This is a genomic window from Prauserella sp. PE36, from assembly GCF_003311655.1.
Lineage (GTDB): Bacteria > Actinomycetota > Actinomycetes > Mycobacteriales > Pseudonocardiaceae > Prauserella_A > Prauserella_A endophytica.
Genome location: NZ_QEQT01000100.1, coordinates 229,113 through 245,914, shown reverse-complemented (window position 1 = coordinate 245,914; position 16,802 = coordinate 229,113). Strand labels below are relative to the sequence as shown.

The following is a 16,802-nucleotide window of genomic DNA, read 5'->3' as shown; positions in this document are numbered from 1 at the left end:
TACCTCCGGGAGCTGTCACTGGTAGTTGGGGGCAGGCGGGCTCGCGGGGCCGAGGCGATCCAGCAGCCACCTGTTGTAGCTCTGCTGCCACGCGCCACCGCGCACCCGCTCCAGCACCGCGTTGACGAAGCGGACCATGTCCTCGTTCTCCTTCGGCACGCCGATGCCGTAGAGCTCGTCGGTGAAGCGCTCGCCGACGATCTTGACCGTGGGATCCTGCTCGGCCATCCCGGCGAGGATGGTGTCGTCCGTGGACACCGCCTCGACCTGGCCCTGCTGCAGCATCACCAGGCAGTCGGACCAGTCGTCCACCGAAACCGGAACCGGCTTCGGGTCGGCGGCGGCGATGTTCTTCAGCGACGTGGACTCCTTGGCGGCGCACACGCGCTTGCCGCCGAGGTCCTGGATGCCCTTCACCGTGGAGTGCTTGTCGACGAGCACCTTCTGCCCCGCGACGTAGTACACGGTGGAGAAGGCGATGTCCTCGAGGCGCTCGCACGTGATCGAGAACGTGCGCACCACGATGTCGACGTCACCGTTCTGCAGCGCGGGAATGCGCTGCGCCGAGGTGATCGCCCGGAACTGCACGGCGTTGGGGTCGCCGAAGATCTCGCGTGCGACCTCCCTGGCGATGTCGATGTCGAAGCCCTCGAGCGCGCCTGTGGTGGGATTGCGGAAGCCGAACAGGAAGGTGTTCTGGTCGACGCCGACGCTGAGGTAGCCGCGCTTCTGGATCTCGTCCATCGTGGACCCGGACTGGATGGACCCGTTCGGCGAAAGGCTCGCCGTCGGGTCGCAGCTGGTGTCGGTGGAACCGCCGCCCTCGACGTCGTTCTCCACGGCGGCGTTGGCGGGCTGGGGCCGCTCGACGGAGCCGACGGGAGCCGGGTCGATGGGCGCACCCGGCGACCCGCAGCCCGCGATCAGCAGGGCGAACGCCGACAGCGCGGCGCCAAGTCGTTTCGTAGGTGTCATCAGCGGTACTCCCGCAGCCTTTCCCGGATGCCCAGCGTGGTGCCCAGCGCGGCGATCACGGCAAGAACCGCGAAGCCCGGCGCGAGCAGCACCAGCGCGCGCGAGGCGTTGGTCGTGTCGTCGAGGAAGGACTGCCGCCCCGACTCGATCGCGGCGGCCAGTTCCCGGTCGAGCCGGTTGAACGCGGCGGCAGCGGTGCGGTCCTGTGAGCCGTCGATCGCCATCTGCACCGCACCGTCGTAGTTGCCCGAGCCGTCGAGTTCGCGCAGCTGGCCATGAGCCTCGCGCCACGCGGTCGCGTGGGTGACCGCCGAGTCGACGTGCCCGGCCGATGGCAGGCCAGCCGAGCGATCCGCCGCCTCGCCGAGCAGGCCGCCGTTGCCGTCCTCACCCACGAGCTGACCCATCAGCTGCGCGTACTCCTCCTGGTACGACTCGCCACCGCCCCGCGCGACGAGCGTGAGCGTCTCGTCCGCGCGGGCCTGCAGCGCGGCGATCCTGGCGCGCACGAGCAGGTCGGACTGCTCGGTGCCGTCGCTGCTCCCGCTGCTGACGAGCACGCTCTGCACGGTGAGCGCCGCGGCGCTCCACAGGATCGCGATGCCCACGGCGATCGTGGCCACCACGAGGCCGACGTTGAAGACGCGGTTGGTCTTGCGCTTGAGGTAGATCTGCGTGGCGATGAGCGCGCCGAGCAGGCCGAGCACGAGCAGCGCGGTGAGCCACGGGACACCGGTGGCGTCGTCCTGCTCCTCCACGAGCCGGTCCGTGTCGATCTCGTACAGCTCCTGCGCGGCAGGCAGGATCTTCGCCCGCATCAGCTCGGACGCCTCCCGCAGGTAGGCCGCGCCGGCGGGGAAGCCCTGCCGGTTGTTGGCCCGCGCGGTTTCGATCAGCCCGGTGTAGACCGGCAGCTGCTGGCTGAGGATCTCGACCTGCCTCGCCGCCTCGGCGACCCCGCCCGAGTCGGACGCCGCCCTCGCAAGCGCCGCGCCGGCCGTGGCGATGTCCAGCTCGTAGCGCTCCCGCAACTCGGGCGGCTCGGCGCCGGTGGAGAGGAACGCGCTCGCCGCCGTCGCGTCGGCATCGGACAGCGACCGGTAGACCTCCTGCGCGGAGGCCGCGAGCGGTTCCCTGTGGTCGATCAGGTCGTCGATCGTGTTCGCGCGGTTCTGCACGGAGACCGTACCGATCACGCCCGTGAGCAGGGCCAGCACGATGAGTCCGGTCGCGATGAGCGAGAGCCTGCCGGGACTGGTCGCGGCCGACCGGGCGATGCCGCGGACGGCGTTGCCCGGCAGTTCGAGCAGCCAGGCGAGCCCCGAACGCTGACCGCGCGGCTCCTCCGGGGGCACCGGCTGCCCAGGGGGTGCGGGCACACCCGGACCACGAGGGGTCACGGTGCTCGTCATCGCGTTCCTCCACCCAGTTCCAGCACCCGCATGACCGTAGCCGAGTCCCGGCAACGACAACCACGGACTCCACGAACGGACCAAGATCGTGGCGGGGCTGTGATGCGCCCAGGGTGCGTACTGGGAGGCGCACCTACGGGTTACGCAACGCCGGGGCCGTCGAGTGGGGCAGCACCAGCTCGGGAGCCTCCGGCCGTTCGAGCACCACCTCGAGATCGTCGGCGAACCGGTAGGGCCTGCGCGCGAGGATCGTGCCGAGCCGCCTGCGCAGCCGGGACATCTCGGCACGCACGGTGACCGTGCGTTCGGCGTCGCCGAAGAGGTCCAGCGCCAGTTCCGCGGCCGAGCGGCCGTCGCGGTGGCACGCGAGGACGTACAGCATCTCCGCGTGGCGCGGGCTCAGCGGGTAGGACCAGGTGCCGCTCGGTCCGGCGACGGTGAGCGTGCAGTCCCTCGGCGAGCGAACGTCCAGCACGGCCCTGGTGGTCCCGCGCTCGGTGTCGTGCTCGGTGACCCGCACGAGCCAGCCACCGGGAACCGGCTCGACCAGGCAGGTTCCGAGCGAGGGCAGCCATGCCTCGCCCGGTGCGCAGCCGCGGGGCAGCGGCACGCGATCCAGTGGCGCGAGCCCGGACACGGCGGCGACCCAGCCGTGCTCGTCGGTGACCATCGCGCGGCCCGGCACCTTCGACAGCACGGGCAGGGCCGCGGCGCGCAGGCGTTCCAGCTCGGCGAGGTGGGCGTTGCGCAGCTGCGACTCGGCGAGCTTCGCCACTGCGTCGACCAGCGCGAGCGTGGTGGCGTGCACGGTCGCGGCCGGGCCGGAGAGGTCGACGACTCCGAGCAGCCTGCCGTCGCGGGGGTCGTGCAGCGGCGCCGCCGCGCACGTCCACGCGTGATGGGAGCGGACGTAGTGCTCGGCCGAGTAGACCTGCATGGGCCTGCGGGCGACGAGCGCGGTGCCGATGGCGTTGGTGCCGACGTGGTTCTCGTCCCACGACACGCCCTCGGTGAACCCGAGCCGGTCGGCGCGGTGCCGCACGGCGTTGCTGCCCTCGCGCCAGAGCACACATGCGTCGCCATCGACGACCACCATGATGTGCGCGGCCTCCTCGGCCACGCTGATCAGACCGCTGCGCAGGATCGGCAGTGCGTCGGCGAGCCCGCTGGCGCGGCGCCTGGCCTCGACGTCCTCGGTGGACAGCGGCCTGCCGTCCCGGCCGTGGTCGGGGTCCAGGCCGAGCCGCCGCATGCGCTGCCAGGACGCGCCGATGACCGCGCGCGGCTCGGCGGGTGGGCTCGCGCCCGAGAGCGCGGCCTCGTGCACCCGCGCGAGCACGCGCGCGTACCGCCGGGGGTCCGCCCCGACGGGCACCGCTGCCTCGAGGTGCTCCTGGCGCACGGAGACGAGTGTCGCAAGCCGGACCCTCCGCACGGAACCCTTACCGACGGTTCGTCACCGCATTGACCGCCACGACCACGGCGTTCGGCTGCTCAAGGTGCACCATGTGCCCCGCGCGTTCCACGTACTCGACGTCGTCGAGGCCCTCGCCGTTGGTGGCGGGCAGCACCGCGTCCTGCCTGCCCCACACCACCGCCACCGGGACGTCCACTTCGGACAGCAGCGGGGCGACGTCGAGCGCGGGCTCGTCGCCGTCGAGCAGGGTGCCGAGCAGCGCGCCCAGTGCCTTGTCGACGCCGTCGAGCCGCTTGTACCTCATCAGGTCGTCGGCGAGCTGCCTGGTGACCTGACCGGGGTCCGCGAACAGCGCGGCGAGGTGCGGCTTGAGCTCCCGGCGCGACCTCGCCTCGGCGAATCCGCGCAGGTAGCCGGCGTTGATGCGGCTGCCGAACCCCGCGGGGGCGATGAGCGTCAGCGAGGCCACCCGCGCGGGTTCCCTGGCGGCCGCGGCCACCACCACGGCACCGCCGAGCGAGTGCCCGACGAGGTGCGCCCGCTCGATCCCGCGCTCGGCGAGCAGGCCGAGCACGGCACCGGCGAGCACGTCGAGTGAGCCGTCGCCGACATCCTTGGTGGACTCGCCGTGGCCAGGGAGGTCGAGCGCGTACACGGTGTGTGACTGCGACAGCGGCTCCTGCACGAAGAGCCAGGAGTTCTTGTCGCCGCCGTAGCCGTGCACGAGCACCACGGTTTCCTCGCCCTCGCCGAGCGCGGCGAAGCAGATCGTGCGCCCGTCCACCTCGACACTGCCCGTGACGGGGCCCGCGACCTCGGCCACCGCGCCCGAGTCCAGCTCCTCCCTGGCCAGCAGCGCCGCCTCGTCCAGCTCGGCGTCCGGCACGTCGGCGGGAGCGATCAGCGCGATCGTCGCGCCCACCGGCACGTCCTCGCCGACCTGGGCGATGATCCGGCGCAGCACACCTTCGTCGGCCGACTCCAGCGCGCCGGCGATCTTGTCGGTGTCGATCTCGGCGAGGTCGTCGCCGTCGGCGATCTCGTCACCCTCCGAGGCGATCCACTCGGTGACCTTGCCGCTGGTCATCGAAAGACCCCACTTCGGCATGACGACCTTGCGAATGGCGTCGTTCATCCTCACCGCTTCCATTCGACGACGGTCTTCACGGCGTTGGCCACGCGCTGGGCGTCCGGGATGTAGAGGTCCTCCAGCGCGTCGGAGAACGGCACCGGTGTGTGCGGAGCGGTCACCATCTCGATCGGGGCGCGCAGCGAGCCGAACGCCTCCTTGGCGACGAGCGCGGAGATGTCGGTGGCGAGGTTGCAGCGCGGGGTCGCCTCGTCCACCACCACGAGCCGTCCGGTGTTCTCGACGCTTTCCAGGATGGTCTCCGTGTCGAGCGGGCTCGTGGTGCGCGGGTCGATGATCTCGGCCTCGACCCCGGATTCGGCGAGCTGCTTCGCCGCCTCCTCTGCCACCGACACCATGCGCCCGATGGCCACGATCGTCACGTCGTCGCCATCGCGGACGACGCCCGCCTCGCCGAACGGGATCGTGTAGCTGTCCTCCGGCACGTCGCCGGTGACGTCGTACATCGCCTTGTGTTCGCAGAAGATCACCGGGTCGTCGTCGCGAATGGACTGGATCAGCAGGCCCTTCGCCTCGTACGGGCTCGAGGGCACCACGACCTTCAGCCCGGGGATGTGGGTGAAGATCGGGTACAGCGCCTGCGAGTGCTGCGCCGCCGCGCGCAGACCCGCGCCGTACATCGTGCGGATCACCACCGGCGTCTTCGCCTTGCCGCCGAACATGTACCGGAACTTGGCCGCCTGGTTGAAGATCTGGTCGAAGCAGACGCCCATGAAGTCGATGAACATCAACTCGGCGACGGGACGAAGGCCACTCGTCGCCGCGCCGATCGCCGCGCCGACGAACGCCGACTCGGAGATCGGGGTGTCGAGCACCCGGCCGGGGAAGCGGTGGTAGAGCCCTTTGGTGACACCGAGAACGCCGCCCCACGCGTCGTCCTCGCCGGGGCTGCCGGCGCCGCCCGCGTTGTCCTCGCCGAGTACGATCACCGACTCGTCGCGCTCCATCTCCTGCGCGAGGGCCTCGCCAAGCGCCTCGCGGTAGCTGATCGTGCGTGCCATCTGGGGAACCCTCCTCAGTACTCGATGTAGACGTCGGTCTCCAGGTCGGCCGCAGTGGGCTTCGGCGCGGCCTTGGCCTCCTCGACGGCGGCGTCGATCAGGTCGGCCACCTGCGCGTCGACGGCGTCGAGCCGGGCGGCCTCGACCTGCCCGGTCTCGGTGACCCTCGCGCGGAACCGCTTGAGGCAGTCGAGGTTCTCGCGGGCGTAGGCGACCTCGCCTGCGCGGTAGGTCTGCTGGTCGCCCTCGAAGTGCCCGAAGTAGCGGGTGAACTTCACCTCGATGAGCGTGGGCCCTCCGCCCTCGCGGGCCCGCTGGATGGCCTCCGCCGCGGCCTCGTGAACGGCGAAGAAGTCGAACCCGTCCACGATCACACCGGGCATGCCGAACCCAGCCGCGCGGTCGGCGATGTTGTCGGCCGCGACCGACCACGTGCTGGAGGTGGCCTCGGCGTAGCCGTTGTTCTCCGCCACGAAGATGGCGGGCAGCTGCCAGACCGACGCGAGGTTCATCGCCTCGAGCGTGGTGCCCTGGTTGCTCGCGCCGTCGCCGAAGAACGCGACGCCGACGCCGCCGGTGCCCTTCTGCTTCGCGGCGAGCGCGGTGCCGCAGATCAGCGGCGGGCCGCCGCCGACGATGCCGTTCGCGCCGAGCATTCCCTTGGAGAGGTCGGCGATGTGCATCGAGCCGCCCTTGCCGTGGCACGAGCCGGTCCTGCGGCCGTAGATCTCGGCCATCATCGCCTTGACGTCCACGCCCTTGGCGATGCAGTGGCCGTGGCCGCGGTGGGTGCTGGCGATGGCGTCGCGGTCGTCGAGGTGCAGGCACACGCCGGTGGCCGAGGCCTCCTCGCCTGCGTAGAGGTGGACGAAGCCGGGGATCTCACCGGTGGCGAACTCGTCGTGCAGCCGCTCCTCGAAGGCGCGGATGGTGCGCATCGTGCGGTAGGCGTCGAGCAGGGCGTTGCCATCGAGCTCGTGCGATACCGCCGTGGACAGGGTATCCGTCATCGTTGACGCTCCTTTCGTTGTGCCACTTGGTTTTCCGTTCGCAGCAGTCCGTTCGCCGAGGCTTCGGCGAGCACGGCGGAGACATCGACGCAGCGCGGGCCCTCTGCACACAGGCGCACGGTCGCGGTCTCGGTGCCGGTGAGTTCCAGCTCCCGCTCGCCGTCGACGGCGATCACGCCGCCGCGCAGGCCGATCTCGACGGGCTCGCCGACCGGGAGCGGTCGCCAGGCGTCGACGCCGACGGGCACGACGAGCCCTGGCGCGATCGGCGCGTGCACGACCCAGCGGGCGTGTTCGGGCGGGGCGAGGGTGAGCGCGACGCCTTCCGGCTCGTCGCGCGGGCTCGGGCAGAGCTGGCCGGCGACGCTGGAGAGGCCGATGCCGTCGGGCTCGGCGAAGGTGCAGAACAACTCGGTGATCGTCTCGGGGTGCCACAGTGCCCGGGAGCCGATGTGCCGGGAGCGGGACGCGCACACGTCCACGAGCGCAGTCTCGCCACGGTCGGCGACGCCGGCGTGCAGCACGGTGGCACGGCGGGTGCCGGTCTCCGCGGCGACGGCTCCGGTGGCGACAAGCCCGCCGGCCAGCCCGGCGACGGTCGCCTCGCGCATCCGGGGGAAGGCGTTGTTGGTGCCGGTCGACAGCGCGAGCAGCGGCACGTCCCCGCACGCGGCGGCGGCCACGCGCGCGGTGCCGTCGCCGCCGAGGCACACGATCAGCCGGGCTCCGTCGGCCACCATGCGGCGCACGGCGTTGGTGGTGTCGCGGGCTGTCCCGGTGATCGCGTCGTCGTCGCAGAACACGACGTCGGGCCACCCGCCGTCGCGCCCCGGCCTGCGGCCGCGCAGGGCCCGCAGCACGGCGGCGGAGATGCCGCCGAGGTCGGTGGACAGCAGCGCGCGGGTGACGCCCACCGAGGCGAACGCGGTGAGCAGCCGCTGCACCATGTTGGCCTTCTCGGCGGTCGGGAACACCGACGCCTGCGCCACGAGCCGCCGGATGTCCCGCCCCGACGCGGGGTTGGCCACCACTCCGACGGTCACTGTGTCCGACGTCACATGTCTATGTGACTACGGCGTGCCCCTGAGCGGAAGGGTTGCAGCAGGTTGCAAATCTCGGCACGGGTCGCCAAACGCAGTGAAGGCCACCTTCACTGCGTTGAACCAATACAGCGGCGCGTCAGCGTCTCCGTTTGGGTGGTGGCGGGAGACGGGTGGGCGCAGGGAAGGTGGCCTTCACTGCAGGCTGGGTCAGGAGTTGGCGGCGGCGAGCCGGTCGAGGCGCGCGGTGGTCGGCCAGCGGACGTCGCGCGCCCAGCCGAACTTCTCGAACAGCCAGATCAGCCGGGCCGAGATGTCGATCTGGCCACGCAGCACGCCGTGCCGGGCGCACGTCGGGTCGGCGTGGTGCAGGTTGTGCCACGCCTCGCCGAAGGAGAAGATCGCCAGCGGCCAGAAGTTGGCCGCTTTGTCGCGACTGGTGAACGGACGCTCGCCGATCATGTGACAGATCGAGTTCACCGACCACGTCACGTGGTGCAGCACGCCGACCCGCACGAACCCGGCCCAGAAGAACGCCGTCACGCCGCCCCAGACCGACCACGTGATGAGGCCGCCGAGCACGCCGGGCAGCAGCAGGCTCAGCCCCACCCACAGCGGGAACAGCTTGTCGACGCGCTGGATGTCGCGGTCGGCGAGCAGGTCGGGCGCGAACCGCTCCGCGTTCGTGACGTCGCGCTCGAACAGCCAGCCCATGTGCGCGTGCCAGAAGCCCTTGGCCAGCGCCTTCGGCCCGGTGCCGAACAGCCACGGCGAGTGCGGATCGCCCGCCCGGTCGGAGAACGCGTGGTGCCTGCGATGATCGGCGACCCACGTCGTGACCTGCCCCTGCGCCGAAAGGCTCCCGGCGATCGCGAGTGCGATCCGCAGTGGCCTGTTCGCCTTGAACGAGCCGTGGGTGAAAAGCCGGTGGTAGCCGACGGTGATCCCGAGCCCGCTGAGCACGAAGAAGAGCGCGCCCAGACCGATGTCGACCCAGCTCAGCCCCCATCCCCACGCAAAGGGAACGGCGAGGGCCAGCGCCACGATGGGCGCCAGCACGAAGATCTTGACGGTGATGTGCTCGGGCAGCGACGTGCGCCCGGAGATGATCGGCTTGGGCCTTCGTTCCTTCGGTCGCGTGGTAGAGCTGGTGGACGCGGTCATGTACACCTCGTGATGGTCGGATCGGGGTCTCGGGAGTGCGGCAAAAGAAATAGCCGAAATTCATTGCAGCAAACGCCGAATTCACACTGACCCGAACGCTCGCGATGTCTTGTTCGAACGCTACCTCATACCCGGCTCCGACGCCATGCAATCCAGTCGCCGACTAGATTGCCGGGGTGACTTATGCGCATTGGGAGCTCGTACCGACCAGATGGCGGGACAACGACGTATATGGCCACGTCAACAACGTGGTCTACTACGAGTTCATGGACACGGTGATCAACCGCCGGCTCATCACGGAGGGTGGTCTCGACATTCAAAAAGGCCAGGTCATAGGGGTTTGTGTCGAATCACACTGCAATTACCACGCTTCCTCAGGATTTCCTGAGAAACTCGCGATCGGGTTGCGGGTGGGCCACCTCGGCACCTCGAGCGTGCGCTACGAGATCGGCATCCACCGCGAGGACCGGTCCGAACTGCTCGCCGAAGGCCACTTCGTGCACGTGTTCGTCGACCGGGACACGAGGCGTCCGGAACCGGTCACCGGAGCACTGCGGGAGGCGCTGCGGCGACTGACCGTGGAGTCCACAGAGGACTGACCGACCGCCGCGCACCGCCCACCCGCCCGACCCGTACGCTACGACTAGTAGTACTTGGCTTGCTGGAGGACCGGTGATCACTGGGTATGCGATCGCGGTGGCGCTGTGCTCGCTGGCCGTCGCGGCCTGGGCCTTCGTGCTCGCGGCGAGGAACAAGGCTCCCGCACGGCCCCTGCTGACCGGGCTGGCCGTGCTGGAGGGCCTGCTGCTGGCGCAGGTGGCGATCTCGGTCGTGCTGCTCATCGGCGGCGACCGGCCGGGCAGCATGGTCACCTTCATCGCCTACCTGGTGGGCTCGCTGCTGGTGCTGCCGGTCGGCGCGGTGTGGGCGCTGGCCGAGCGCACCAGGTCGAGCACGGTGATCCTCGGCGTCGCGTGTGTGACCGTGCCGGTGCTGATCCTGCGGATGTCGGAGGTCTGGGGTGGCGCGAGTGCCTGAGCAAGCTTCCGAACGCCCCGCCACGGCGAGCGGGCCGGGCCGCGTGCTGGTGGCGGTGTACGCGATCTTCGCGGTAGCCGCCACGTCGCGAGCGGCCGTGCAGATCGCGACCCGCTTCGACGAGGCGCCCGTGCCGTACGTGCTCTCGGCGTTCGCGGCCGTGGTGTACCTGCTCGCGACGTTCGCGCTCGCGCGCACCGGCATCCTGTGGTGGCGGATCGCGCTCGTGGCGTGCTCGGTGGAGTTGGCCGGCGTGCTCGTGGTGGGAACACTGAGTGTGTTCGACCAGGCGGCGTTCCCCGACGCCGCTGTCTGGTCGAACTACGGGATGGGTTACCTGTTCATTCCGCTCGTGCTGCCCGTCATCGGGCTCCTCTGGCTGCGGCGGACCGCGCCTACCAGAACACCGCGATGACCACGTTGGCCAGCGTGAAGCCGGCCAGCCCGTAGAACACGCCCTTGCCGGACTCGGGGCGGCGCCACAGGATGTGGGCCAGCACGAGCACGATCACGGCGATGCCGAGCTTGACGGCGACCTTGGTGTTGTCCGGTTCCGCGGCGACGAGGCCGGCCGAGGCGATACCGACGAGCGCGACACCGGTGAGGACCTGTGCGCCCGCGCTGTACATCGTGATCGCGGGAGCGGGTCCGGCCGGTGCGACGCTGCGCGCGACCACGCCACTGACGATGCCGGCCATCCCGAGCAGGTGCAGCACGACCAATGCGTCGTAGACGATTTCCATGCCGAGAACTTACTACATGCAGTAGTAGAGGCGCGCAGGGAAGGTGGCCTTCACCGCGGTTGGTCAGAGGGGGATGGCGAAAAGGGTCGACGACGTGGCGAGGGCCGTCAGCACCAGCAGGCAGGCCAGCGGCAGCGCGGGCGGGAAGCCGAACCGGTCCGGTTCGCGCAGCCGGCGGATCCGCGCCTGCACCGCGGTGTCGGCGACGGCCAGCGCACCCGCCGGGGTGCCCGCCGTTCCGTTGGCGTGGAAGCGCTCCAGCGCGCTCGCCAGCGGCTCCCTGCCGTGCTGGCGGGCTGCCTTGTCGTCGGCGCACATCTCCACGAGCAGCTCGATCGTCGCGCACACCCGCGTGAGCAGCGCGCTGCCCGGCAGCAGCCTGCGCAACGCCTGGAACGGCGCCACCACGAGGTGGTGCCGCTCCCGCGCGTGCGCCCGCTCGTGGGCGAGAACGGCGTCCAGCTCCGCTTCGGTCAGCAGCCGCCGCGCACCGGCGCTGACGACGATCCGGGGGTTGCGGCCGGGCAGGCAGTAGGCGACGGCGATGGGATGGTCCACCACGAGCGCGCCGGTGTCCTGCCGCGCGACCAGCTGCAGCAACAGCCGGTGCCGCGCCCGCGCGCGAGCCGTACTGCGCAGGCACAGCAGCTGGTTGACGACCAGCCAGCCCGCGAGCGCGAGCCCGGCCACGACGGCCGCGGAGTGCCACAGATCCAACTCGTGGATCACCGGGGGGAGGTCGAACAGCGCGGGCACCAGGCCCCGCTGGTAGGGCGCGAGCCCGAAGCCGAGCAGCGCGCCGATCGTGGACACCACCAGCGTGAGGACCGTGATCTGCCAGAGGATCAGAGCCGCCCTGGGGTGGGCGTGCGTCCAGCGGCTGCGCAGCAGCCAGAGCGCCACGGCCACGGCCGCCGCGCCCGCCGCGAGCTGGTGCCCCACGAGGATCACGTCTTCTCTCCCCGTTCCAGCGCCTGCCGGAGCGCGTCGGCCTCGTCGCTGGTCACCGACTGCGCGAAGCGCACCAGCGCTGAGCCACGGTCGCCGGTCAGCTCAAGTGCCTCCAGCATCAGCTCGGCGACGTACTCCTCGCGCGTCGCCGCGGGCGCGTACAGCCAGGCGCGGCCTGCCCGTTCGCGGCGCACGACGTTCTTCGCCGCCAGCCGGGTCAACACGGTCATCACGGTCGTGTAGGCGAGCCCGCGGTCAGCGAGCGCCGCGTGTACCGCACGCACGCTGGCCGGCTCGGGTCGCGCCCAGAGCACATCCATCACCGCGCGCTCCAGTTCTCCGAGCCTCGCCACGTCCACCCCTTCTGCAATCCGCCTTCGGAAATTCAACCACGAACCGTCGTGGTGGTGACCCCGGTTGTGACGGCCAGCAACAGCTGTAGGTGGCAGGACAGCCGCTCGCGCGGGTCGCCGAGGTCGATGCCGCTCACGGTGCCCACCCTGCGCAACCGGTGCCGCACGGTGTTGGGGTGGACGTGCAGCGCGGCGGCCACCGAGCGCACGTCGCCCATCGCGTCGAGCCAGGCGAGCAGCGTGGGCACCAGCTCGGAGCCGTGCTCGGCGTCGTGGGCCAGCAGTGCGGCGACCGCGGGATCGTGCAGGTCGGGGTTGGCCTCCAGCAGCGCGAGCGTCTCGCCGAGCAGCACCTCGGCCCGCAGGTCGGCGATGCTCGCGACCGACCGGGCGGCGCCCATCGCGTCGAGCACGCGGTCGGCCTCGGCCCTCGACGCGCGGACGTCGCGCAGCGCCGCGACGGCGGAGCCGAGGCCCGCCTGCACGCGCACGCCGGTGCGCCGCGTGAGCACCTCGGCCACGTCGGTGACCTCGGCGACGAGCCCGCTGAGCTGCCGCGCGTCCGGCAGCACCGCGTACACGCGCGCGCCGTCGGCGCCGACCAGCGCACCCTTGCGGTACGAGGCCATGTGCACCGAGACCATCGTGAGCATCTCGGCGAGGTGCAACTCCCGCACCGGCTCATCGGCCGTGGGCTCGCGGGCGGTGAACGCCACGACGACGGCCGGCGTCGCCGGGTCGAGCCCGAGCTGCCCGGCCACCAGGTCGGGGCTGGCGTGCCCGGTGAGCAGGCCGTTCACCAGCTCCTCGCGCGAGCGGCCGTGCTCGCTGCGCTGCCGCAGCAGGTGCACGGCGGCGAGCCGCGCTCCGCCGAGCAACGCGCTCTCGGCCCGCTCGGCGAAGCGCTCCCTGCCCTCCTGCACCCACACCGTGCCGAGGTGGTGGGTGCCGGCGCGGATGCCGACGGCGAGCCTGCGGCGGATGCCGAGCTCTGGGTGCGGCTCGATGCGCACCACCTCCTCGCCCGACCGCAGCCGTTCGAACACGCCCCACTCGCGCAGCAGCGCGAGGTAGCTTTCAGGTCCTTGCCAGCCGAGGATCGACAGCCTGCGCAGCTCGTCGACCTCGTCGTCCGACCTCGAGTAGGCGAGCACCCGGTTGCCGGCGTCCTCGATGCTGACGCTGCCACCCGTGAGCAGGGCAAGCGTTTGCGCAAGCGAGAACAGGTCGCCGGGCTCGTCGCTGAAGCCCTCGGCGAGCGTGGCGCTGTCGAGCACCTGCCGCACCACGATCTCCAGCTGGTCCCAGCGCACCGGCGCAGCCACGCTGAGCAGGGCGACGCCCGACTCGTCCGCGATTCCGGCCAGCTCGTCGGTCGCCTCCTTCACCGCGACGGCGGCCGCGCCCCGGCGGGCCGCCGCCCGCACCGGCCGGGCCGCCTCGCGCCCGCGCGCGCCGATGATCAGCACCAGCTCGCCCGCGTAGCCGCCGGGCTCGTCGTCGGGGTCGAGGATCGCCACGCCGCGCACCAGCGGATCGGCGTGTTCCGTGCGCAGCTCCACCAGTGGAAGGCCGATCGCCACCAGCAGTTGACGCAACCCCAAGCCGTTGTTCGATCGGCCAACACCCATGGTTCAACGTTAGCCGGACACACAGCCCGCGAGCCCGGTCGCGGTCCCACACTTCCAGGCATGGACGCCATCACGAGCCCGCCAGCGCCGCGCAACGAACCGGTCCGGGACTACGCACCCGGCTCGCCCGAGCGCGAGAGCCTCACCCGCAAGCTCGCCGAGCTCGCGAGCACGCGGTTCGAGCTCACCGCCACCATCGGCGGCGAGCAGCGGATGCCGGACGGCGAGCGCATCGACGTCGTCCAGCCGCACAACCACGCCCACGTGCTGGGCACCACGGCCAACTCGACGCACGCCGACGCGAAGGACGCCATCGACGCCGCGTTGCGGGCGGGCGAGTCGTGGCGGCGCCTGTCCTTCGACGAGCGCGCCGCCGTGCTGCTGCGCGCCGCCGACCTGCTGTCGGGGCCGTGGCGCGACACCCTCAACGCCGCGACGATGCTCGGCCAGTCCAAGACCGCCGTGCAGGCCGAGATCGACTCCGCGTGCGAGCTCGCCGACTTCTGGCGGTTCAACGTCCACTTCGCCCGCGAGCTGCTTGAAGGTCAGCCGCAGAGCTCGCCCGGCGTGTGGAACCGGCTCGACTACCGCCCGCTCGAGGGCTTCGTCTACGCGATCACGCCGTTCAACTTCACCGCCATCGCCGGCAACCTGCCCACCGCGCCCGCGCTGATGGGCAACACCGTGCTGTGGAAGCCGTCGCCGACGCAGGGCCTCGCCGCGCACCTGACGCTGCGCCTGCTGGAGGAGGCCGGCCTGCCGCCGGGCGTGATCAACCTGCTGCCCGGCGACGGCCTCGCCGTCTCGGACGTCGCGCTCGCCGACCCCGCGCTCGCCGGCATCCACTTCACCGGCTCCACGAGGACGTTCCAGCACCTGTGGTCGGCCGTCGGCGCCAACATCGGCGGCTACCGCACGTATCCGAGGCTGGTCGGCGAGACCGGCGGCAAGGACTTCGTGGTGGCGCACCCCAGTGCCGACGTCGACGTCCTGCGCACGGCACTCGTCCGCGGCGCGTTCGAGTTCCAGGGCCAGAAGTGCTCCGCGGCCTCACGCGCGTTCGTACCGCGCTCGGTGTGGGCACGGCTCAAGGACGACCTGGTGTCCGAGGTCGAGGCGCTGACGGTCGGCGACGTGACCGACCTGCGCAACTTCATGGGCGCCGTCATCGACCGCAGGGCCTACGACCGGCTGGCCGGGGTGCTGGAGATGGCGCACGCGGCACCCTCGCTGGAGGTGCTCGCGGGCGGCACGGCCGACGATTCGACCGGCTACTTCGTGCGGCCGACCGTGCTCGAGGGCTCCGACCCCACGCACGAGGTGTTCCGCACCGAGTACTTCGGGCCCGTGCTGGCCGTGCACGTCTACGAGGACGGCGAGTACGACCGCGTGCTGCACGAGGTGGACCGCGGCGCGGCCTACGGGCTCACCGGCTCGATCATCGCGACCGACCGGGCCGCCATCGAGCGCGCGAAGGAGGTGCTGCGCTTCGCGGCGGGCAACTTCTACGTCAACGACAAGCCGACCGGCGCGGTCGTCGGCCAGCAGCCCTTCGGCGGCGCCCGCGGGTCGGGCACCAACGACAAGGCGGGCTCGGTCTACAACCTCCTGCGCTGGGTCAGCCCGCGCACGGTCAAGGAGACGTTCGTGCCCCCGGTCCGCTCGTCGTACCCGCACCAGCTCTAGGAGTTCGCCATGCTGCGCTCGGCCATCATCGCCGCGTCCCGCTCGCGGAAGTGCCGCTCGCTCGTCGAGAACCTGCCGCTCGCCAGGCCGATCGTCGACCGGTTCGTCGCGGGCGAGGGGGTCACCGACGCGCTGGCCGCGACGCGGGAGCTGACCCGCGACCGACTCGTCACGCTCGACCACCTCGGCGAGGACACTGGGGAACGGGCTCAGGCCGACGCGGCCGTCGAGGCGTACCAGAGCCTGCTCGGCACCCTCGCCGACGAGGGGCTGGCCGCGAAGGCGGAGGTGTCGGTGAAGCTGTCGGCGCTGGGCCGGACCCTGCCCCGCGACGGCGACAAGATCGCCCTCGAAGGGGCGCGGGCGATCTGCGAGGCCGCGGCGAGCGCGGGCACCACGGTGACCGTGGACATGGAGGACCACACGACGGTCGACGCCACGCTCTCGATCGTGCGTGAGCTGCGGGTGGACTTCCCGTGGGTGGGCGCCGTGGTGCAGGCGTACCTGCGGCGCACCGAGGGCGACTGCGCCGACCTCGCCGGACCCGGCTCGCGGGTGCGCCTGTGCAAGGGCGCCTACGACGAGCCGGCCTCGGTGGCCTACCGGGACAGGGCCGACGTGGACGCGTCGTACGTGCGCTGTCTCAAGACGCTCATGCACGGCGACGGCTACCCGATGGTCGCCACCCACGACCCCAGGCTGATCGAGATCGCACAGGACCTCGCGCTGCGGGCAGGGCGGGGCACCACGGAGTACGAGCACCAGATGCTGTTCGGCATCCGTGTGGACGAGCAGCGGCGACTCGCCGCCCGCGGGCTGGGCATGAGGGTCTACGTGCCCTACGGCGGCGAGTGGTACCCGTACTTCGTGCGGCGCCTCGGCGAGCGGCCGGCCAACCTGGCCTTCTTCGCCAGGGCGCTGGTCGGCCGCTAGTGTCCTGCGTCAGGACACCAGCGGCGTGTCGGACCTAGGCGGTCACGGCGTCGCGGGCCTTGGCGCCCAGCTCGGTGGACTCGCGTGCGCAGTGCGCACAGCAGAAGAAGTGCCCATCGACGTCGACGCCGTGCCCGGCCACCTTGCAGCCGCAGTGTTCACACACGGGCGCGAGCTTGTGGATGGCGCACTCGAAAGAGTCGAACGTGTGCTTGCCGCCGCCCTTGGTGTGGATCTCGAAGGAGAGGTCGTACTCGTTCCCACAGACTTCGCAAGTAGCCATACGTACGCATTCCCG

At 71.3% G+C, this 16,802-nt stretch carries 18 protein-coding genes; 5 read left to right on the top strand and 13 right to left on the bottom strand.

The window, feature by feature from the left end:
* Positions 1-15: 15 nt before the first annotated feature.
* From DI005_RS32210 to DI005_RS32175, 8 genes are all read right to left on the bottom strand, one after another.
* Positions 16-975: a glutamate ABC transporter substrate-binding protein gene (locus tag DI005_RS32210; protein ID WP_113644591.1), complete on the bottom strand. Its 960-nt coding sequence runs from the start codon at positions 973-975 to the stop codon at positions 16-18.
* Positions 975-2,387 carry a hypothetical protein gene (locus DI005_RS32205; RefSeq protein ID WP_113644590.1) on the bottom strand — a complete coding sequence of 471 codons (1,413 nt, stop codon included), beginning with the start codon at positions 2,385-2,387 and terminating at the stop codon, positions 975-977. The genes DI005_RS32210 and DI005_RS32205 overlap by 1 nt, the downstream gene beginning before the upstream one ends.
* Positions 2,388-2,520: 133 nt before the next feature.
* Positions 2,521-3,789, bottom strand: a complete 1,269-nt coding sequence (locus DI005_RS32200) for a GAF domain-containing protein (protein ID WP_112265215.1) — start codon at positions 3,787-3,789, stop codon at positions 2,521-2,523.
* Positions 3,790-3,829: 40 nt separating this feature from the next.
* Positions 3,830-4,939, bottom strand: coding sequence for an acetoin dehydrogenase dihydrolipoyllysine-residue acetyltransferase subunit (locus tag DI005_RS32195; protein WP_199543387.1), 1,110 nt, complete (start codon positions 4,937-4,939; stop codon positions 3,830-3,832).
* A gap of 2 nt (positions 4,940-4,941) precedes the next feature.
* Positions 4,942-5,955, bottom strand: a complete 1,014-nt coding sequence (locus DI005_RS32190; RefSeq protein WP_112265218.1) for an alpha-ketoacid dehydrogenase subunit beta — start codon at positions 5,953-5,955, stop codon at positions 4,942-4,944.
* Between the two features lie 14 nt (positions 5,956-5,969).
* A complete protein-coding gene (locus DI005_RS32185) occupies positions 5,970-6,965 on the bottom strand; it encodes a thiamine pyrophosphate-dependent dehydrogenase E1 component subunit alpha (RefSeq protein WP_112265220.1) in 996 nt (331 codons plus the stop codon).
* Positions 6,962-8,023 carry an ATP-NAD kinase family protein gene (locus DI005_RS32180; protein WP_112265222.1) on the bottom strand — a complete coding sequence of 354 codons (1,062 nt, stop codon included), beginning with the start codon at positions 8,021-8,023 and terminating at the stop codon, positions 6,962-6,964. Before DI005_RS32180 ends, DI005_RS32185 begins: the two co-directional genes overlap by 4 nt.
* Before the next feature lie 192 nt (positions 8,024-8,215).
* Complete coding sequence (locus DI005_RS32175; RefSeq protein ID WP_113644588.1) at positions 8,216-9,169, bottom strand: acyl-CoA desaturase; 954 nt, start codon at positions 9,167-9,169, stop codon at positions 8,216-8,218.
* Between the two features lie 176 nt (positions 9,170-9,345).
* On the opposite strand from DI005_RS32175, the gene DI005_RS32170 reads away from it, so the two are divergent.
* From DI005_RS32170 to DI005_RS32160, 3 genes are all read left to right on the top strand, one after another.
* Complete coding sequence (locus DI005_RS32170; RefSeq protein WP_112265226.1) at positions 9,346-9,768, top strand: thioesterase family protein; 423 nt, start codon at positions 9,346-9,348, stop codon at positions 9,766-9,768.
* Between the two features lie 73 nt (positions 9,769-9,841).
* The gene (locus DI005_RS32165; RefSeq protein WP_113644587.1) at positions 9,842-10,207 is read left to right on the top strand and encodes a hypothetical protein; all 366 of its coding nucleotides are present in this window, start codon (positions 9,842-9,844) and stop codon (positions 10,205-10,207) included.
* Entirely contained in the window at positions 10,200-10,622 is a 423-nt protein-coding gene (locus tag DI005_RS32160; RefSeq protein ID WP_228714224.1) for a hypothetical protein, read from the top strand. The genes DI005_RS32165 and DI005_RS32160 overlap by 8 nt, the downstream gene beginning before the upstream one ends.
* On the opposite strand, the gene DI005_RS32155 is transcribed toward DI005_RS32160, so the two are convergent.
* The 4 genes from DI005_RS32155 to DI005_RS32140 form a co-directional block, all read right to left on the bottom strand.
* Positions 10,603-10,950 carry a hypothetical protein gene (locus tag DI005_RS32155; protein WP_110333939.1) on the bottom strand — a complete coding sequence of 116 codons (348 nt, stop codon included), beginning with the start codon at positions 10,948-10,950 and terminating at the stop codon, positions 10,603-10,605. The two genes, DI005_RS32160 and DI005_RS32155, sit on opposite strands and share 20 nt — an antisense overlap.
* Positions 10,951-11,013: 63 nt before the next feature.
* Positions 11,014-11,901 (bottom strand): M56 family metallopeptidase, encoded by an 888-nt coding sequence (locus DI005_RS32150; protein WP_113644586.1) that lies wholly within the window; start codon positions 11,899-11,901, stop codon positions 11,014-11,016.
* Positions 11,898-12,260, bottom strand: a complete 363-nt coding sequence (locus DI005_RS32145; RefSeq protein ID WP_112265234.1) for a BlaI/MecI/CopY family transcriptional regulator — start codon at positions 12,258-12,260, stop codon at positions 11,898-11,900. Before DI005_RS32145 ends, DI005_RS32150 begins: the two co-directional genes overlap by 4 nt.
* A 26-nt stretch (positions 12,261-12,286) precedes the next feature.
* Positions 12,287-13,885: a CdaR family transcriptional regulator gene (locus DI005_RS32140; RefSeq protein WP_113644585.1), complete on the bottom strand. Its 1,599-nt coding sequence runs from the start codon at positions 13,883-13,885 to the stop codon at positions 12,287-12,289.
* A 60-nt stretch (positions 13,886-13,945) separates the two neighbouring features.
* Between DI005_RS32140 and pruA the strand changes: the two genes are divergently transcribed.
* Together pruA and DI005_RS32130 are read left to right on the top strand one after the other, a co-directional pair.
* Entirely contained in the window at positions 13,946-15,571 is a 1,626-nt protein-coding gene (gene pruA / locus DI005_RS32135) for an L-glutamate gamma-semialdehyde dehydrogenase (RefSeq protein ID WP_113644584.1), read from the top strand.
* Between the two features lie 9 nt (positions 15,572-15,580).
* Positions 15,581-16,504 (top strand): proline dehydrogenase family protein, encoded by a 924-nt coding sequence (locus DI005_RS32130; RefSeq protein WP_112265240.1) that lies wholly within the window; start codon positions 15,581-15,583, stop codon positions 16,502-16,504.
* Between the two features lie 34 nt (positions 16,505-16,538).
* Here DI005_RS32130 and DI005_RS32125 read toward each other — a convergent pair whose 3' ends face one another.
* The gene (locus DI005_RS32125) at positions 16,539-16,787 is read right to left on the bottom strand and encodes a Prokaryotic metallothionein (RefSeq protein ID WP_112265242.1); all 249 of its coding nucleotides are present in this window, start codon (positions 16,785-16,787) and stop codon (positions 16,539-16,541) included.
* Positions 16,788-16,802: the final 15 nt, after the last annotated feature.

What these genes read in the sequence shown, in the direction of transcription:
- DI005_RS32175 (WP_113644588.1), bottom strand. Translation starts at nt 9,169, where the DNA reads ATGACCGCGTCCACCAGCTCTACCACGCGACCGAAGGAACGAAGGCCC.
- DI005_RS32185 (WP_112265220.1), bottom strand. Translation starts at nt 6,965, where the DNA reads ATGACGGATACCCTGTCCACGGCGGTATCGCACGAGCTCGATGGCAAC.
- pruA (WP_113644584.1), top strand. Translation starts at nt 13,946, where the DNA reads ATGGACGCCATCACGAGCCCGCCAGCGCCGCGCAACGAACCGGTCCGG.
- DI005_RS32205 (WP_113644590.1), bottom strand. Translation starts at nt 2,387, where the DNA reads ATGACGAGCACCGTGACCCCTCGTGGTCCGGGTGTGCCCGCACCCCCT.
- DI005_RS32130 (WP_112265240.1), top strand. Translation starts at nt 15,581, where the DNA reads ATGCTGCGCTCGGCCATCATCGCCGCGTCCCGCTCGCGGAAGTGCCGC.
- DI005_RS32210 (WP_113644591.1), bottom strand. Translation starts at nt 975, where the DNA reads ATGACACCTACGAAACGACTTGGCGCCGCGCTGTCGGCGTTCGCCCTG.
- DI005_RS32125 (WP_112265242.1), bottom strand. Translation starts at nt 16,787, where the DNA reads ATGGCTACTTGCGAAGTCTGTGGGAACGAGTACGACCTCTCCTTCGAG.
- DI005_RS32140 (WP_113644585.1), bottom strand. Translation starts at nt 13,885, where the DNA reads ATGGGTGTTGGCCGATCGAACAACGGCTTGGGGTTGCGTCAACTGCTG.
- DI005_RS32155 (WP_110333939.1), bottom strand. Translation starts at nt 10,950, where the DNA reads ATGGAAATCGTCTACGACGCATTGGTCGTGCTGCACCTGCTCGGGATG.
- DI005_RS32195 (WP_199543387.1), bottom strand. Translation starts at nt 4,939, where the DNA reads ATGAACGACGCCATTCGCAAGGTCGTCATGCCGAAGTGGGGTCTTTCG.
- DI005_RS32190 (WP_112265218.1), bottom strand. Translation starts at nt 5,955, where the DNA reads ATGGCACGCACGATCAGCTACCGCGAGGCGCTTGGCGAGGCCCTCGCG.